Here is a 16,648-nt window from a genome sequence, read left to right on the forward strand (position 1 = left end):
TGACACCCGCGTTGTCCTGCGCGGTCAGGCCTCGGCTCTCAGTTCTCCTCGGTCAGTTGCTCGTCCAATTCGTCGAAGAGCAGTTCGCCGTGGTCGATCTGCCCGGTCCGGTACGCGGAGCGCGCGACCAGGTGCGCGGCGACCGGGCCGGTCATCAGCTGGAAGAAGCCGATCAGCGCCAGGGTTGCCAGGTCCATGCCGCTGCGCAGTCGCAGCGCGACCCCGGCCAGCACGATCAGCATGCCGAGCGACTGCGGCTTGGTGGCCGCATGGCTGCGGGACAGGACGTCCGGCAGTTTCAGCATGCCGATCACGCCCAGCAGGCAGATGGCCGCGCCGAGGAGGACCAGGACCGCGCCTGCCGTGTCGGTGATCTGGAGCCAGACGCTCATGGCGTTTCCCCGCCCGTCCTCTTGGGGCCGTCGGCGCGCGGGCGGCCCGGCGGCCGGTCGCGTACGGCGATGAAGCGCGCGATGCCGACCGAACCGGTGAAACCGAGGAAGGCCAGCACCAGCATGATCGGGAAGTAGAACGGGTCGCGCGCGAAAGCCGACTTGGCGCCGAGGCCGGCGATGATCAGGGCCGCGCAGACATCGAGCGAGATCGCGCGGTCCAGCATCGAGGGACCTCGCCAGATGCGGGTCAGCAGGCCCGCTCCGGCGATGACGATCACGACGACGGCCGCGGTGAGCAGCACCCGGTCGACGGTCTCCGGAACGCTCATGCGTCCTCCCCCTGGTCTCCCGGCTGCTCGCCGGTGTGTGGTGCCGTAGGTGGCGCGACGGCGACGCGGGTGATCTCGTCGCGGGTGCCGAAGGCCCGGACCGTCAACTCCTCCAGACGCCATACGGAACGCCGGGCCGCGTCCAGTTCGGCGGGCCGGTCCGCGTCGAGGACGTGCAGGAAGAGGGTGGCCGTGGCGCGGCGCACCTCGACGACCGATCCGCCGGGCACGTTGGACACGGCGACCGCGGTCGCCGTGAGCATCAGGTCCGAGCGGCAGCGCAGTGGTACGGCGATCACGGCGGCCCGGTGCGGACGGTCACCGAAGATCTGCCGGGTGACCCGCACGCCGGAGGTGTACATGTCGTAGAGCAGAAAGCCGCCCAGCCGCAGCATGCCCCAGGGGTGCAGGCGAAGCCCGAGGTCGACCTGCGGCAGCGGGAACGCCAGGCAGACCGCGACCGCGACCACCGCGCCGGTCAGCACATTGGCCCAGTGCAGGCCGGACCAGAGCAGCACCCAGATGACGGTGAGCCAGGCGATCAGCGGGAGGTCGAGCACGCTCCGGCGGCGGCCGCGGCCGAACTCGCAGCTGAACGGCGGCAGGTCCTTGTTCCGGTAGGAGAACCTGATCAGTCGTCTCACCGTCCGAGCACCGCCTCGATATAGGGGGAGCGTGCGATGAGTTCGGCGGCCGAGCGGTCGGTGTACGAGGTCAGCGGCCCGGCGAACACGGTGAAGGCGAGTCCGAGCGCGACCGTCGCGGCGGTGGCCCAGGTCATCGGCCGCGGCAGCTTCGTCGTCGTGGTGACGGCGTGACCGTGCAGCGTGGCGGCGACCGCGCGACCGGCCGGCTGGTGGCGGAGCCGTACGCCTTCGTCGCCGGTGCCGCGCATCCGGTCCGGACCCTCGTCGGCGTCGCTGTCGTCCTCCTCGTCGGACTCCAGGACCGTGCCGTCCAGCGCCTGCCCCGGAGGAGCGGCCCGCCAGAACGCCAGGTTCCACACCTTGGCCATCACGTACAGCGTGAGAAGGCTGGTCGCCGTCGATCCGATGACGAGGATCCAGGCCCAGACACTGCCGTCGGCCACACCGGCGCGCATGAGTCCGAGCTTGCCGATGAATCCGGACAGCGGCGGGATCCCGGCCAGGTTCATCGCGGGTACGAAGAAGAGGACGGCCAGGAGCGGTGCGGCCTTGGCGATTCCGCCGAGCCGGGTCAGTTCGGTGGTGCCGCCGCGCCGTTCGATCAGACCGGCCACCAGGAAGAGCGTGGTCTGCACGGTGATGTGGTGGACGACGTAGACGATCGCGCCGCCGTACGCCTCGCGGGTGGCGAGCCCGATACCGAAGACCATGTAACCGATGTGGCTGATGAGGGTGAAGGAGAGCAGCCGCTTCAGGTCGGTCTGGGCGACGGCCCCCAGGATGCCGACGATCATCGAGGCGAGGGCGGCCGCCATCAGCAGATCGCCCAGCCGGTTTCCGGGGAAGAGCAGGGTCTCGGTGCGCAGCATGCAGTAGACGCCGACCTTGGTGAGCAGCCCGGCGAAGACCGCGGTGACCGGGGCGGGCGCGGTCGGGTAGGAGTCGGGGAGCCATGCGGCGAGCGGGAAGACGGCGGCCTTGATGGCGAAGACGGTCAGCAGCATCGCCTGGATCAGGGTCTGGACGCCCAGCGGGAGTGCGGCGAGGCGCCCGGCCAGCTGGGCGAAGTTGGCGGTACCGGTGGCCGCGTACGTCATGGCGATGGCGGTGAGGAAGAGCATCGAGGAGAACAGCGAAATGATCACGTAGGTGGAGCCCGCGCGGACCCGGGAGCCGGTGCCGCCGAGCGTGAGCAGGACGAAGCTGGCGACCAGCATGATCTCGAAGCCGACGTAGAGGTTGACCAGGTCACCGGCGAGAAAGGTGCAGGAGACCCCGGCGACCAGGATCAGGTAGGCGGGGTGGAAGACCGCCACGGGCGTCTCCTCGTCCCGGTCGGCCATGCCCTGGCCGAGGGAGTAGACGAGGACGCAGAGGGTGACGGCCGAGGAGACCGTCAGCATCAGCCCGGAGAGCCGGTCGGCGACCAGGGTGATGCCGAGCGGCGGGGCGAAGTCGCCGAGGTGGACGGTGAGCGGGCCGTCCATGTCGGCGGCGATCATCAGGGTGGCCGAGAGTCCCAGTACGGCGGTGAGTACGGCGACGCTGATGAAGCGCTGGAACTGTTTGAGCCGGGTGCCGAAGGCCAGGCTCAGGCCGGTGGCGCAGAGCGGCAGCAGCACCGGCAGCGGGACGAGTGCGTTCACCCGGTGTCTCCTCGGTTCGTGTCGTCGGGGTCGGGGCCGCTGTCGGGGGCGGGGTCCGGGCCGGGGCCGGGTGCGGCGCCGGGACCGGGTGCCGGGCCGGGGCTTCCGTCGTCCTGCTCCGCCGCGTAGTGCTCCGGGTCCGCGCCCAGGACGTCGTGCCACAGGTCCCCGGACGCGTCCCGGCCGCGGGCCTGCAGGGCACGGTCGGCGCGCAGCCTGGCTCTCAGCCGGCGGCGCTCCGCCCGGTAGCGGCGGCGTTCCTCGTCCGAACGGTCGGACTCGGCCCGGTACTGCTCGCGCAGTTCGTCGCGCTCCCCCAGCACCTCGGCGCGCAGCACGATGCGCCGGTCCTCCAGGTCGTCGTGGACCTCGTCCGTGCCGGTCAGCTGGTGGCTGCGGTAGGCCATGGCCAGGAGGAACGCGGTGGTGGCGAGTGTGATGACGATGGCGGTAAGGGCGATGGCCTGGGGCAGCGGATCGGTGACCTTGCCCAGCGCGACGCCGTAGAGCAGGGGTTCGCGGCCGGCCGTTCCGGTGGCGGACAGGACGAGCAGGTTGATGCCGTTGCCCGCGATCACCGCGCCCAGCAGGATCCGGGTGAGGGGCCGGGTGAGCATGAGGATGCCGCCGACCGCGCACAGCACCGCGGCGGTGGCGAGGAGCGAGGCGCTGACGGTCATCCCGCGACTCCCGTCCCGGGTGCCGGTCCGGAAGCGGGCCCCGGCAGCGCTCCGGCGGCCTGTTCGGCGGCGGCCCGCTCGATCTGCCGGTCGATCTTGGCGCCGAGGGCCCGCACGATGTCCAGCACCACGCCCAGCACCAGGAGATAGACGCCGAAGTCGAAGACCACCGGCGTACCGAAGTGGTACTCGCCGATCAGTGGCAGACGTCCGCGGTGGGTCCAGGCGTGCAGGACCGTGCCGTCGGCGAGACCCAGCAGAGCGACCCCGGTGGAGAGGAACAGGCCCAGACCGGTGAAGAGTCCCGGCTGCAGCGGGGCGGCCTCGGCGAGTTCGAAGCGGCCGCCCGCCAGGTACCGGATGATCAGGGCGACTCCGGCGACCAGTCCGGCGACGAAGCCGCCGCCCGGCATGTTCTCGGCGCAGAACAGCAGGTACACCGAGAGCACCAGGACCGGGTGGAACAGCAGCCGGGCCACCACCTCGAAGACCACGGAGCGGTGCTCGGGCGCGAGCGTGGCGCCGGCCGCCAGCCAACCGCGCTCCGGCGCCCCTTCGTCGCCCTGCGGCAGCCCCGTCAGCCGGGCCGCGGTCACCGACCAGGCGGTGTGCCCCTGTCTCTCCAGGGGCGATGCGGCGCCCTCGGCGCGGCGGTGCAGATAGATCAGGCTCGTCACACCGATCGCCGCGGCGGCGAGCACGGCGGACTCCCCCATCGTGTCCCAGGCCCGCAGGTCGACCAGGATGGTGGCCACCACGTCCTTGAGTCCGTGGTGCGCGGTCTCCTCGACCATGGCGGCGCCCGCCGGTTTCGCGATGCGCGCGGCCGCCGCGACCCAGACCACCACGCTCAGGGTCGCCGCCGCGGCCAGCGCCACCGGGATGCGCACGGCACGGCGCCAGCTGCTGACCGACTCCTGGAAGTGCACCGGCATCCGCCGCAGCACCAGCACGAACACGATCATCGACACGGTCTCCACGCAGAACTGCGTGAGCGCCAGGTCCGGACCGCCCTGGACGACGAAGAGCAACGCGGTCCCGTATCCGGTGAGTCCGGCCAGCACCACGGCCTTCATGCGCCGTCTGACGGTGAGGCAGAGCAGGGCCGCCGCGCAGGTCAGCACGGCGACGGCACCCTGCAGCGGTACGTCCCAGAGCCGGGGTGCCGCGGCCCCCTGCCAGGGGCGGTCGACGCCGAGCACGGCCAGCTGCCCGCCGAGCATCACGAGCAGCGTGGTGGCGAGGTAGACGGAGAGCGAGCCGCGCTGGACGAATCCGGTGATCTGGAGGGAGAGCCGCTCCAGGCCGAGCAGCAGGTGGCCGAAGACGTTGTCGGCGGTGGGCCAGGCGATCCGCCGGGAGAGCCGGGTGACCTCGCCCCGCCACGCGAAGAGCGCGGCGCCGCCCGCCAGGGCGACGGCCGAGAGCAGCACCGCGGTGCCGAATCCGTGCCAGAGCGCGAGATGGTAGAGGTGCGCGGGGACGGGGAAGGTGTCCGCGTAAGCGCTCAGCAGCCGGCCGGTCCACCCGACACCGGGCCCGAGGACAAGACCGCAGGCGGCGAGCAGCGCGGGCGGGGCGAGGAAGGCCCAGCCGACCCGGTGGACCGGGGTGTCGGTGACGCCGGGCTTGCGCAGGAAGGCCCCCCAGACGAAGCGGACGGTGTACGCGACGGTCAGCATCGACCCCGCGACCGTGATGCCCAGCGCCCAGCGGTCCGCGGTGTCGCCGTGCAGCAGCGCGTCGAAGGCGGCCTCCTTCGCGGCGAAGCCCAGCAGTGGGGGCAGTGCGGCCATGGACGCGGCGGCGATCACGGCGACGGCGAAGACGTGCGGCAGCGCCCGTCCGACGCCGGAGAGTCTGCGCAGGTCCCGGGTGCCGGCGGCGTGGTCGACGATGCCGGTGACCAGGAACAGCGGTGCCTTGAACAGGGCGTGCCCGAGGATCATCACGGCGGCGGCCAGCGCCGCGTCGCGGCTGCCGACGCCGGCGAGCAGCGTGAGGAAGCCGAGCTGGCTGACGGTGCCGTAGGCGAGGACGAGCTTGAGGTCGTTGAGCCGCAGCGCCCGCCAGCCGCCGAGCAGCATGGTCGCGGCACCGAGGACCATCACGACGGGCCGCCACACGGGGACGTCGGCGAATCCGGGTGCGAGGCGGGCGACCAGGTAGACGCCCGCCTTGACCATGGCGGCGGCGTGCAGATAGGCGCTGACGGGGGTGGGCGCGGCCATCGCGTTCGGGAGCCAGAGGCTGAACGGCCAGATCGCCGACTTGGAAAGCGCCCCGCACAGGATCAGCACCACGGCCACCGAGACGGCGACGCTCGTCCGGGGCGGGTCGTCGAGGATCGCGGAGATCCGGTAGGTGCCCGCCGCCTGACCGATGATCAGAAAGCCGACCAGCATGGCGAGGCCGCCGAAGGTGGTGACGGTGAGTGCCTGGAGGGCGGAGCGGCGGCTGTGCCGGTGCTCGCTATTGTATCCGATCAGCAGGTAGGAGAAGACCGTGGTCAGCTCCCAGAACACATAGAGCGAGATCAGGTCGTCGGTGAGGACGAGGGCGAGCATCGCCCCGGCGAAGGCGAGCAGGTTCCCGGCGAATCCGGCCAGTTGCGGAGTGTCGTCGGTGAAGTACGAGGCGCAGTAGAGCAGGACGAGCGTGCCGACACCGGCCGCGAGCAGCACCATCAGTTCGGCGAGCGCGTCGAGGCGCAGGCCGAGGGAGACGTCGTAGGCCGGGATCCAGTTCCACGACCAGGTAACCGAGGACCCGGAGGCCACGGTGTCCCACTGGGCGAGTGCCCAGCAGGTGGTGGCGGCCGGTGGCAGGGCGAGTACGACGAAGGCGCGCGTGCCCAGTCGCCGGACCAGCGGGAGGGCACACGCGGCCAGGACGAAGTGGCAGACGATGAGCGCCGTCATGCGGCTCCGCGGGGAGATGCGGCGCGGGGCAGTCCGGCGCGGGGCGTTACAGAACGGGCAAAGAGCACTAAGTACAGATATATCCCCGAACCGGCTTCACCCGTACGGCGCGCCGCGCCCACCCGGGCGCACTCAGATCGGTCGCGGCAGCTCCGCGCGTAGATGGTGAAGACGTGAGTGATCGGTGTTGCACATGTGAGCCCACTTCCTTTTCATTTTTACAGTGCGGCTAAGATCTATCTGTCGAAGTTCTCAACGGATTTGATCAGTCGTGAGGCTGGCATCATCGTCAAGGAGCATGCCCTGCGCACGCGCGCGTCTCGGCGGAGCGACTCGACCACCATGTCGCTGCGGACGGCCCTGCTCGTACTGGCCATCGTCCCCGGTGTCGCACTGGCCGCCCTCTGGGCCGTCACCAGTGGTCAGACTCTGCTCGACTTCCAAAGCCAGGCAGCCCAGGGGCAGTTGGCCCAGAAGGCCGGCCAGCCGTCCAACATCGTGTACTACAACCTGCAGGAGGAGCGTCGGCTGAGCGCCGAGGCTCTGGCCCGCCACGGAGGTGCCACCGACGCGCTGCGCAAGCAGCGCAAGCTGACCGACGAAGCGATCACCAGCTTCCAGTCGCTCTCGGACGTGACCGCCGACGACGCGCCCGGCGAGGTCCGGGACGCGGTCGGCCAGGCCCGCCAGGCGATCAACCAACTGCCTGCGCAGCGCACCCTCGTGGACGAGGGCGACAACGACCAGCAGAAGGCCGTGTACGGCTACTACACGGATCTGATCGCGGTCGACCTGAAGCTGTTCACCGCGCTCAGCCATGTGGACAACGGCAAGATAACCACGCTCTCGCAGCCGCTGGTCGACCTGTTCTGGACCAAGGAGATGATCTCGCGCTCGGACGCCCTGCTGGCCCGTGGCTGGCCGAAGGGCAAGCTGAGCACGGAGGACCTCCAGCAGGTCCGGCAGGCCGTTTCCAGTCAGTCGTTCCAGTACTCCGACAAGGTCGCCCCCTACCTTCCGCCGGACGAGAAGGCGATGTGGGACAAGATAGCGAGCAGTCCCGCCTGGAGGACCAAGACCCGGGTGGAGACGCAGGTGCTGCGGCCCGCCGACCCCGACGGTGCCGGATTCGTCAGCCTCGGCGCCCAGGAGAAGACCTGGCGCGGCGCGATGGACCAGCTCACACCCCAGCTGGTGAAGCTGATGGAGCACCGCACCGCGCTGGTGGTCGAGAACGGCAAGGACAGCGTCATCTCGCTGCTGATCAGGGTCGTCCTGACCACCGTCGTCGGCCTCCTCGCGGTCATCGCGGTCATCTGGATCACCTGGCGCCTCACCCGTAACCTGCGCCGCCGGATCGGCCGGCTCCAGGAACGGGCCGAGGAGCTGGAGAAGACGCTGCCCGATGTGATCGACCGGCTCGCCAAGGGCGAACGCATCGATGTCGAGGCCGAGGCCCGTGCCATCGCGCCCGACAGCAAGAGCGGCAAGTCCGACGAACTGACGCAACTCGGCAACGCCCTCAACCTGGCCCGCACCAGTGCTGTGCAGGCGGCCGTCAAACAGGCCGACCAGCACCGCGGCTTCGAGCGGCTGCTGCAGCGCATCGCCCGCCGCACCCAGCAGTTGATCGGCCAGCAGCTGAAGAAGCTGGACGAGCTGGAGCGCAAGCACGAGGACCCCGAGTTGCTGGACGGACTCTTCGACCTCGACCACCTCACCGCCCGGCTCCGGCGCTACGAGGAGAACCTGGTGATCCTCGCCGGCGGCTCCCCGCACCGGCGCTGGCGCAAGCCCGTTCCGCTGCTGGACGTCATGCGTTCCGCCCAGGGCGAGGTGCAGGACTACCGGCGCGTGGTACTGGATCTGGACGGCACCCCGTGGCTCACGGAGCGGGCCGTCGGACCGGTCTCCCATGTGCTCGCCGAGCTGATCGAGAACGCCCTCAGCTTCTCCAAGCCGCCCAGCCCCGTCGAGGTCAGGGCGGCCCGGGTGAGCCGGGGACTGGCCATCGAGGTCGAGGACCGCGGGCTCGGCATGGACGAGCAACAGCTGTCCGAGGCCAACGAGCTGATGAGCCGTCCGCCCAGGATGGACGTGCTGGCCCACTCCGACGACATCCGGCTGGGCCTCTACGTGATCGCACGCCTCGCCGACCAGCACGGCCTGCGGGTGGAGTTCCGCCCCTCGGCCTTCGGCGGCACCCGCGTCGTCGTGCTCGTCCCCGACGCGCTCACGGTCCCCGAGCCGCGTACCGGCCCGGTGGGCGTACCGTCCCCCGAGGCCGTCCAGGCCCCCGCGCCGTCCGCGCCCCCGGTGCCCGCCGCGACCGGCGACGGAGAGGCACTGCCCAGCCGGGGCCGTGGCCAGGCCCTCGCGGGGGTCACCGCGCTGCACGCCTCCGGCGCACCGTTCGACGCCACCGCGTCCCCGTACACCGTGGCGGCCGAGCCCTTCCCCGACCGGGAGGGGCCGCGGCCGCAGCCCGCGCCCGCCGACGACCCGTTCGGCGACCGCGAGCACCCGTTCCCGCCGTACACCGGCACTGCGCCCGGGACGTCCCCGTACGGTTCCGCCGGACCGGCGTCCCCGTACGGCAGCTCCCACGAGGACCCGTACGCCCCGGCCGAACAGCCGTACATGAAGGCCGAGGGCCAGTACCCCGTACCGCACCAGCCGTATCCGACGCCGGAGGAGCCGTACATGACTCCGCAACAGCCCTACACGGGACCGTATCCGGCGGGCGCGGCCGGGGACCCGAACGGATTCCCGGTCCCCGGTGTCCGGCAGCCGGGACCGGCCGCCGGACACCCCGCACGGCTGCCGGTGGCCGAGCCCGACCATCCGGCTCCGCCGTCGCCGCAGACCATCGCTCCCGGCGGGCCGGGCCGGCCCACGCTGCCGGCCGTACCCGCCGCGGAACCCCCGTTGCCGCGCCGGGTGCGGCAGGCCAGCCTCGCGGACGAACTGCGGATCGACCCGGCAGCCAGGCCTGCCGCGCCGCAGCCGCCGAGCTGGGACGAGAACCCCCTGCTCCGGCCGGCCCCCCGCAGGGCCGGAGCCGCGATCGGAGCCTTCCAGCGCCGGTCCCGCGCCGCCCGCGCGACCGATGAATCGCCGACGGAGCCCGACCCGCCCGCCCACCACCCCACGAGAGAAGAACGGTCATGACACGCACAACCGCCACTCACCAGGACCTCGACTGGCTGCTCGACGGTCTCGTGGACTCGGTGGCCGAGACCCTGAACGCCGTACTGCTCTCCGACGACGGCCTGGTGGTGAGCCATTCGCGCACCGTCGAGCGGGCCGACGCGGAGCGGCTGGCCGCCATCTGCACCGGGCAGCAGAGCCTGGCCCGCGGTGTCGGGCAGCTCTTCAACGGCGGCGGCGTGCACCAGGTGATCGTCGAGCTGTCGGACCTGTGGCTCTTCATCATCTCGGCGGCCCAGGGCACGCACCTGGCCGTCGTCGCCTCCCAGGAGGTGGATGCCGAGATCATGTCGCTGGCCATGCACAACCTCGTCCAGCAGGTCGGCCAGAAGCTCAGCACCCCGGTGCGCGGTGACTTCGACGCCTTCGGCGGCGGGGACGGGCCGCACGCGTGACCCCGTACTGGGAGGACGAGGAGCCGGAGGAGGACGGCGCGGGCACCATGGTGCGCCCCTACACCATCACCCGTGGCCGGACCGCCCCCGAGCGGGACGACTTCACCCTCATCACCGTGCTGACGACCGCACACGACCCGCGGGACGAACACGGCGCAGCGGCCCGGCCCGGCCGGCTCCAGCCGGAGCACCGGATGATCCTGGAGCGCTGTCTGCGTCCCGCGGCGGTCGCCGAGGTCTCCGCGGACCTCAACCTCCCGGTCTCGGTGACCAAGATCCTGCTGGCGGACCTGGTGTCCCACGGCCTGCTGCTCGCCCGCGCCCCGCTCTCGGTGGCACGGGCGGCCGGCGGTGCGGACATGGGCGTGCTGGCCGCTGTTCGCGACGGACTCCGGAGACTCTGAGCAAAGATGACAAGCAGTCAGGCGGCCCCCGCCGCCGTCAAGATCCTTATCGCCGGTGGCTTCGGCGTCGGCAAGACCACCCTGGTGGGCGCCGTCAGCGAGGTCGCGCCCCTGCGTACCGAGGAGTTCCTGACCAAGGCCAGCATCGGCGTCGACGACCTGGCCGGTGTCGGCCAGAAGGACACGACCACCGTGGCGCTGGACTTCGGCCGGATCACGGTCAGTCCCGAACTGGTCGTCTACCTCTTCGGCACACCGGGCCAGGAGCGTTTCTGGTTCATGTGGAACGACCTGGTCAACGGCGCACTCGGTGGCGTCGTGATCGCCGACACCCGCCGGCTGGAGACCAGTTTCGCCTCGATCGACTTCTTCGAGAGCCGCGACATCCCGTTCGTGGTGGCGATCAACTGCTTCCACGGCCACAACACCCGCACGTCGGACGAGGTCCGGGCGGCGCTCGACCTCGACCCCCATGTCCCCCTGCTGGTCGGTGACGTACGCGACCGGCCGTTCGGCCGGGACGTGCTGCTGGCTCTGGTGGACCACCTGATGAGCCTGCCCGTCGCGGCCGGCTGAGGGTTCCCGCCCCCACGTCCTCGCGCTGATCCCCGCAAGTCTTCCCACTGTTTCCGGCTCTGGAGAGATCCGATATGGCAACACCCCTGCGCGTCCTGATTCACGGCGGCGGCATCGGCGGGCTGACGCTCGCCACCGCCCTGGCCCGGCGCGGCCACACCGTCGAGGTGGCCGAGCTCCGTGACGAGCTCGACGCCCTCGGCGTCGGCATCATCCAGCCGTCCAACGCCCTCCACGTCATGCGGGAGATCGGGGTGCTCGACGACTGCCTCAAGGCGGGCTTCGAGTGGGAGGTGCTGACCATCGCGGACCCGGCCGGAAACACCCTGGCCGAGATTCCGCAGCCCCGGATGGGCGACGCGCCCTCCAACAACGGCATCCCCCGCCCCGCACTGGCCCAGGTACTCGGCGCCGCCGCCACGGCGGCCGGGGCCACGATCCGCTTCGGCACCACCGTCGCCGGGCTCGCGGACGACGGCGAGGGCGTGGACGTCACCCTGTCCGACGGCTCGGCCGGCCGCTGGGACCTGGTCGTCGGCTTCGACGGCATCGGCTCGCCGCTGCGCACCCGGCTGTACGGCGAGCGTTACGCCCCCCAGTACACGGGCTTCGCCAACTGGCGTGTCACCGTGCCCCGTCAGGACCGGGTGCGGGGTGTCGTGATGAGCACCGCGGGCCAGGCCGCCAAGGCACTGCTCACCCCGATCACGGACGAGCTGATGTACCTGGGCGCGGTGTTCGCCGAGTCCGAGGACTTCCGGCCCGACCCGGAGAGGGCCCACGAGCAGCTCAAGGAGCGGCTGCCGATGTTCTCCGGCCCGGTCGCCGAGGCGCTCGCCACGGTCACCGGACCCGAGAACGTGGTGTACTCGCGGATCTCCCAGGTGACCGTCGAGGAGCCGTGGCACATGGGCCGGGTGGTCCTGGCCGGTGACGCCGCGCACGCGAGCACCCCGCACATCGCGCAGGGTGCGGCGATGGCCGTGGAGGACGCGCTGGTGCTCGCCGAGTCGCTGGACGCCGAGCCGGACGTCGCGGCCGCGCTCGACATCTGGGAGGGGCGCCGCCGTCCCCGCGCCATGTGGGTGCAGGCCATGTCGCGTGCCGTGCTCAAGCAGGAGACGGGCGGCGAGACGACGCCCGAGGAGGACGAACTGCTGAAGGTCGGCATTCCGGGTGCGGCGCACGTGCTGGTGAAGCCGTACTGATCATGCGGTGAACGCCCCGTGCGGGCCCCGGATTCCCGTGCCCGCACGGGGCGTTCACCGTGTCCGGCCCGCTCAGGGCAGCACCGCCACCCCGTCGATCTCGACGAGCGCCTGCTCGTCCCAGAGGCGCGCCGCCCCGATCACGGCCATCGCGGGGTAGTCGCGGCCCGCCAGCCGCCGCCAGATGCGCCCCAGTTCGGCGGCGTTCGCCCGGTAGTCGGCGACATCGGTGGCGTACACCGTGACCCGGGCCAGGTCCGCCGGTGCACCGCCCGCCGCGCGCAGGGCGGCGAGCAGATTGGTGAGGGCGGCGGTGAACTGCTCGGGCAGGGTGCTCCCGACGATGTCGCCCCGCTGGTCGAGGGCGGTCTGCCCGGCCAGGAACACCAGTTGGCTCCCGGTGGCGGTGACCGCGTGCGAGAAACCCGCGGGCGGGGAGAGCTCGGCGGGGTTGATGCGGTGGATCGGACTCATGCGGACGGCTCCCGGTTCGCGTACAGCTCCTTGGCGATGATCGTGCGCTGCACCTCGCTGGCGCCCTCGTAGATCCGGGGGGCGCGGACCTCCCGGTAGAGGTGTTCGAGCAGATGGCCGCGGCGCAGGGCGCGGGCGCCGTGCAGTTGGACGGCCGTGTCCACGACGTACTGCGCGGTCTCGGTCGCGAACAGCTTCGCCATGGCGGCACGGCGCGGTACGCCCGGCTCCCCCGCGTCGTACGCGGCGGCGGCCGCGTACACCAGCAGCCGGGCGGCCTCGGTGCGGGTGGCCATCTCGGCGACCTGGTGGGCGACGGCCTGCAGTTCCTTGAGCGGGCCGCCGAACGCGGTGCGCTCCTCGGTGTGTGCCACGGTCGCGTCGAGGGCGGCGCGGGCCATGCCGACGGCGAAGGCGCCGACACTCGGCCGGAACAGGTTGAGGGTGTTCATGGCGACCCGGAAGCCCCGGTCCGGTTCGCCGAGCACGTCGTCGGGGGTGACCGGTACGCCGTCGAAGGCGAGGGCGCCGATGGGGTGCGGCGAGAGCATGTCGAGGGAGCTTCCGGTCAGTCCGGGGCGGTCGGCGGGGACCAGGAACGCGGTGACGCCGCGGGCTCCGGCGCCGCGCGTCGTGCGGGCGAAGACGGTGTAGAAGTCGGCCTCGGGGGCGTTCGAGATCCAGCACTTCTCGCCGGTCAGCCGCCAGCCGTCAGGCGCGGGCGCGGCATCGAGTGCGAGGGCCGCCGCGTCCGACCCCGCCCCGGGCTCGCTGAGCGCGAAGGCGGCGACGGCGCGGCCCGCCCGGACCTCGGGAAGCCAGCGCTCCCGGTGGGCGGCGGTACCCGCCTGGAGCACGGGGTACGTACCGAGCCCCTGGAGCGCCAGGGCGGTCTCGGCCTCCGTACAGCCCCGGGCGAGGGATTCGCGCAGCAGGCAGAGGTCGAGGGCGCCGGAGCCCAGCAGCCGGTCCAGCAGGCCGAGCTCACCGAGGGCGGCGAGGAGTGGACGGTTGACGTGACCGGGCTCGCCCTTCTCGGCCGGCGGGCGCAACCGCTGCTCGGCAAGGGTGCGCAGCTCCTCGCACCAGGCGGTCTGGGCCGGATCGAGCGAGAATGCCGTCATACCGGCGCCTCTCTTGTCGGAGTCCCGTCGGAAGCCTTGCGCATGCCGTTCTGTCGCGCGCTCTGCACATGCCGTCTGTCGCACCTTGCCTCGGTATCCCGTTTTATCGCGGACCGTTGACTACCGTCACTCAAACGATACGCTCCAGAGGCGACAAGGGGGCGATCCGTCATGGACCCGAAGACCTCAGCGCACGTCGACAGCTTTGCCAGAGAACATCTGCCACCCGCCGACCAGTGGCCGGAACTGGTCTTCGACCTGCCCGAGCTGCACTATCCGGACCGGCTGAACTGCGCCGTCGAACTCCTGGACCGCACGGCGGACCGCTTCGGACCCGACCGCCCCGCCTTCCGTACGCCGGACGGCGCGGTGCTGAGCTACGGGGAGCTGCGGGACCGGGCCGACCGGATCGCCCATGTCCTCACCTCGGACCTGGGGGTCGTCCCCGGCAACCGCGTACTGCTGCGGGGCCCCACCACGCCCCATCTCGCCGCCTGCTGGCTGGCGGTGCTGAAGGCCGGCGGGATCGCCGTGACCGTACTGGCCCAGCAGCGGGCCGCCGAACTCGCCACGGTCTGCTCGATCGCCCGGATCAGCCACGCGCTGTGCGACGTCCGCTCGGTCGACGACCTGGCGAAGGCGCGGGTGCCGGGGCTGCGGATCACCGCGTACGGCGGCGACGCCCCGGACGACCTGCTGCGGCTGGCCGCCACCAGACCGGGCTCCTACGAAGCCGTGGACACCGCGTCGGACGATGTCGCGCTGATCGCCTTCACCTCGGGGACCACCGGGCGACCCAAGGGCTGCGTGCACCTGCACCGCGATGTGCTCGCCGTCGCCGACACCTTCTCCCGGCACGTCCTGCGACCGGTGCCCGAGGACGTGTTCGCCGGCAGCCCGCCGCTCGGCTTCACCTTCGGGCTCGGCGGACTGGTCGTCTTCCCGCTGCGGGCCGGCGCGTCGGCGCTGCTGCTGGAACAGGCGGGCCCCAAGCAGCTGCTGCCCGCCCTGGCCGCGCACCGGGTCTCGGTGCTGTTCACCGCCCCGACCGCCTACCGGGTGATGCTCGACCAGCTCGACGGGCACGACCTCTCCGCGCTGCGCCGCTGTGTGTCGGCGGGTGAGAACCTGCCCGTCGCGACCTGGCGGTCCTGGTACGAGCGGACCGGTCTGCGCATCATCAACGGCATCGGCGCCACCGAACTGCTGCACATCTTCGTCTCCGCGGCCGACGACGCGATCCGCCCCGGCACCACCGGCGTCCCGGTGCCCGGCTGGCAGGCCCGGGTGGTGGACCGGGACGGCGCGACGGTACCGGACGGCGAACCGGGACTGCTGGCCGTACGCGGACCGGTCGGCTGCCTCTATCTCGCCGACGAACGGCAACGGGAGTACGTACGGCACGGCTGGAACCTGACCGGCGACACCTACGTGCGCGACGCGGACGGCTACTTCCGCTACGTGGCCCGCGCCGACGACATGATCATCTCCTCCGGCTACAACATCGCGGGCCCCGAGGTCGAGGACGCGCTGCTGCGCCACCCGGAGGTGGCGGAGGCCGCGGTGGTGGGCCGCGAGGACGAACTGCGCGGCCGGATCGTGGCGGCGTACGTGGTGCTGCGGGAGGGCTCCACGCTCTCGGCCGACGCGCTGCGTGCCTTCATGAAGACGGAGCTGGCCCCGCACAAGTGCCCGCGCCTCATCACGTTCCGGCCCGCGCTCCCCCGTACCGCGACGGGCAAATTGCAACGGTTCCGGCTGCGTGAGGACGAACAGGGTGCCGTCCCCGCCGCTCCGGGCCGAGAATGATCACATGGCCGAACCGCACGCACCCCGCTCGCTGATCGTCACCCTCTACGGTGCCTACGGCCGGACCCCCGGCGACGCCCCGCTGCCGGTCGCCGAACTCATCCGGCTGCTGAGCGCCGTCGGTGTGGACGCCCCCGCCGTACGGTCCTCCGTCTCCCGGCTGAAGCGGCGCGGGCTGCTCGTCGCGGCCCGTACCTCGGACGGGGCCGCCGGGTACGCGCTCTCGGCCGACGCCCGCCAGCTGCTCGACGACGGCGACCGGCGGATCTACCGGCATCCCGCCCCCCGGCTCGGCGACGGCTGGGTGCTCGCGGTGTTCTCCGTGCCGGAGGCCGAGCGCCACAAGCGACACCTGCTGCGCTCGCGGCTGGCCCGGCTGGGCTTCGGCACGGCAGCCCCCGGCGTCTGGATCGCCCCGGCGGGGCTGTACGACGAGACCCGGCACACCCTGGAGCGCCTCGGGCTCGTCCCGTACGTCGACCTGTTCCGCGGCGACCATCTGGGCTTCACCGCCACCGAGGAGTCCGTGGCGCGCTGGTGGGACCTGGAGGCCGTCGCCCGGCTCCACCTCGGATTCCTGGAGCGCCACGAACCCGTACTGCGGGCCTGGGAGGCGCGGGGAGACGCAGCAGCCGATCCCGAGCTCGCCTACCGGGACTACCTGACCGCGCTGGACTCCTGGCGCCAGGTGCCGTACGCGGACCCGGGGCTGCCGCGCGAACTGCTGCCCGAGGAGTGGCCCGGCGGCCGGTCGGCGGAGGTGTTCGGGCTGCTGCACGAGCGGCTGCGGGACGCGGGGGCGGAGTTCGTGCGCGCGTAATACGGGTGCT

15 protein-coding genes are annotated in these 16,648 nt (G+C 71.9%); 7 read left to right on the forward strand and 8 right to left on the reverse strand.

Features of this window, described 5'->3' with window-relative positions; translation table 11 throughout:
• Positions 1–38 precede the first annotated feature (38 nt).
• From mnhG to OG322_RS06795, 6 genes are read right to left on the reverse strand one after another with little or no spacing between them, the layout of a single operon-like run.
• On the reverse strand, positions 39–392 hold the full coding sequence (mnhG, locus tag OG322_RS06770; RefSeq protein ID WP_123463145.1) for a monovalent cation/H(+) antiporter subunit G: 354 nt from the start codon (positions 390–392) through the stop codon (positions 39–41).
• On the reverse strand, positions 389–724 hold the full coding sequence (locus tag OG322_RS06775; RefSeq protein WP_123463143.1) for a monovalent cation/H+ antiporter complex subunit F: 336 nt from the start codon (positions 722–724) through the stop codon (positions 389–391). The genes mnhG and OG322_RS06775 overlap by 4 nt, the downstream gene beginning before the upstream one ends.
• Positions 721–1,368 (reverse strand): Na+/H+ antiporter subunit E, encoded by a 648-nt coding sequence (locus OG322_RS06780; protein ID WP_329306184.1) that lies wholly within the window; start codon positions 1,366–1,368, stop codon positions 721–723. Before OG322_RS06780 ends, OG322_RS06775 begins: the two co-directional genes overlap by 4 nt.
• On the reverse strand, positions 1,365–3,017 hold the full coding sequence (locus OG322_RS06785; protein WP_266410791.1) for a Na+/H+ antiporter subunit D: 1,653 nt from the start codon (positions 3,015–3,017) through the stop codon (positions 1,365–1,367). The genes OG322_RS06780 and OG322_RS06785 overlap by 4 nt, the downstream gene beginning before the upstream one ends.
• Positions 3,014–3,697, reverse strand: coding sequence for a Na(+)/H(+) antiporter subunit C (locus OG322_RS06790; RefSeq protein ID WP_123463137.1), 684 nt, complete (start codon positions 3,695–3,697; stop codon positions 3,014–3,016). The genes OG322_RS06785 and OG322_RS06790 overlap by 4 nt, the downstream gene beginning before the upstream one ends.
• The gene (locus OG322_RS06795) at positions 3,694–6,618 is read right to left on the reverse strand and encodes a Na+/H+ antiporter subunit A (protein WP_329306185.1); all 2,925 of its coding nucleotides are present in this window, start codon (positions 6,616–6,618) and stop codon (positions 3,694–3,696) included. Before OG322_RS06795 ends, OG322_RS06790 begins: the two co-directional genes overlap by 4 nt.
• A gap of 342 nt (positions 6,619–6,960) precedes the next feature.
• Here OG322_RS06795 and OG322_RS06800 point away from each other — a divergent pair, with 342 nt between their 5' ends.
• The 5 genes from OG322_RS06800 to OG322_RS06820 all read left to right on the forward strand — a co-directional run bounded on the left by OG322_RS06800 (position 6,961) and on the right by OG322_RS06820 (position 12,411).
• Positions 6,961–9,789, forward strand: a complete 2,829-nt coding sequence (locus tag OG322_RS06800; RefSeq protein ID WP_329306186.1) for a nitrate- and nitrite sensing domain-containing protein — start codon at positions 6,961–6,963, stop codon at positions 9,787–9,789.
• A complete protein-coding gene (locus OG322_RS06805) occupies positions 9,786–10,223 on the forward strand; it encodes a roadblock/LC7 domain-containing protein (protein ID WP_123463130.1) in 438 nt (145 codons plus the stop codon). The genes OG322_RS06800 and OG322_RS06805 overlap by 4 nt, the downstream gene beginning before the upstream one ends.
• Positions 10,220–10,627 (forward strand): DUF742 domain-containing protein, encoded by a 408-nt coding sequence (locus tag OG322_RS06810; RefSeq protein ID WP_123463128.1) that lies wholly within the window; start codon positions 10,220–10,222, stop codon positions 10,625–10,627. Before OG322_RS06805 ends, OG322_RS06810 begins: the two co-directional genes overlap by 4 nt.
• A gap of 6 nt (positions 10,628–10,633) precedes the next feature.
• On the forward strand, positions 10,634–11,203 hold the full coding sequence (locus tag OG322_RS06815) for a GTP-binding protein (RefSeq protein ID WP_123463126.1): 570 nt from the start codon (positions 10,634–10,636) through the stop codon (positions 11,201–11,203).
• Between the two features lie 74 nt (positions 11,204–11,277).
• Positions 11,278–12,411: an FAD-dependent monooxygenase gene (locus OG322_RS06820; protein ID WP_329306187.1), complete on the forward strand. Its 1,134-nt coding sequence runs from the start codon at positions 11,278–11,280 to the stop codon at positions 12,409–12,411.
• A 72-nt stretch (positions 12,412–12,483) separates the two neighbouring features.
• On the opposite strand, the gene OG322_RS06825 is transcribed toward OG322_RS06820, so the two are convergent.
• Both OG322_RS06825 and OG322_RS06830 read right to left on the reverse strand, forming a co-directional pair.
• Positions 12,484–12,885, reverse strand: a complete 402-nt coding sequence (locus OG322_RS06825; protein ID WP_123463122.1) for a RidA family protein — start codon at positions 12,883–12,885, stop codon at positions 12,484–12,486.
• A complete protein-coding gene (locus OG322_RS06830; protein WP_123463120.1) occupies positions 12,882–14,009 on the reverse strand; it encodes an acyl-CoA dehydrogenase family protein in 1,128 nt (375 codons plus the stop codon). The genes OG322_RS06825 and OG322_RS06830 overlap by 4 nt, the downstream gene beginning before the upstream one ends.
• Positions 14,010–14,180: 171 nt before the next feature.
• Between OG322_RS06830 and OG322_RS06835 the strand changes: the two genes are divergently transcribed.
• Positions 14,181–15,818: an AMP-binding protein gene (locus OG322_RS06835; RefSeq protein WP_123463118.1), complete on the forward strand. Its 1,638-nt coding sequence runs from the start codon at positions 14,181–14,183 to the stop codon at positions 15,816–15,818.
• Between the two features lie 4 nt (positions 15,819–15,822).
• Positions 15,823–16,638 (forward strand): PaaX family transcriptional regulator, encoded by an 816-nt coding sequence (locus OG322_RS06840; protein ID WP_329306188.1) that lies wholly within the window; start codon positions 15,823–15,825, stop codon positions 16,636–16,638.
• Positions 16,639–16,648: the final 10 nt, after the last annotated feature.

Source organism: Streptomyces sp. NBC_01260 (assembly GCF_036226405.1).
Taxonomy (GTDB): domain Bacteria; phylum Actinomycetota; class Actinomycetes; order Streptomycetales; family Streptomycetaceae; genus Streptomyces; species Streptomyces laculatispora.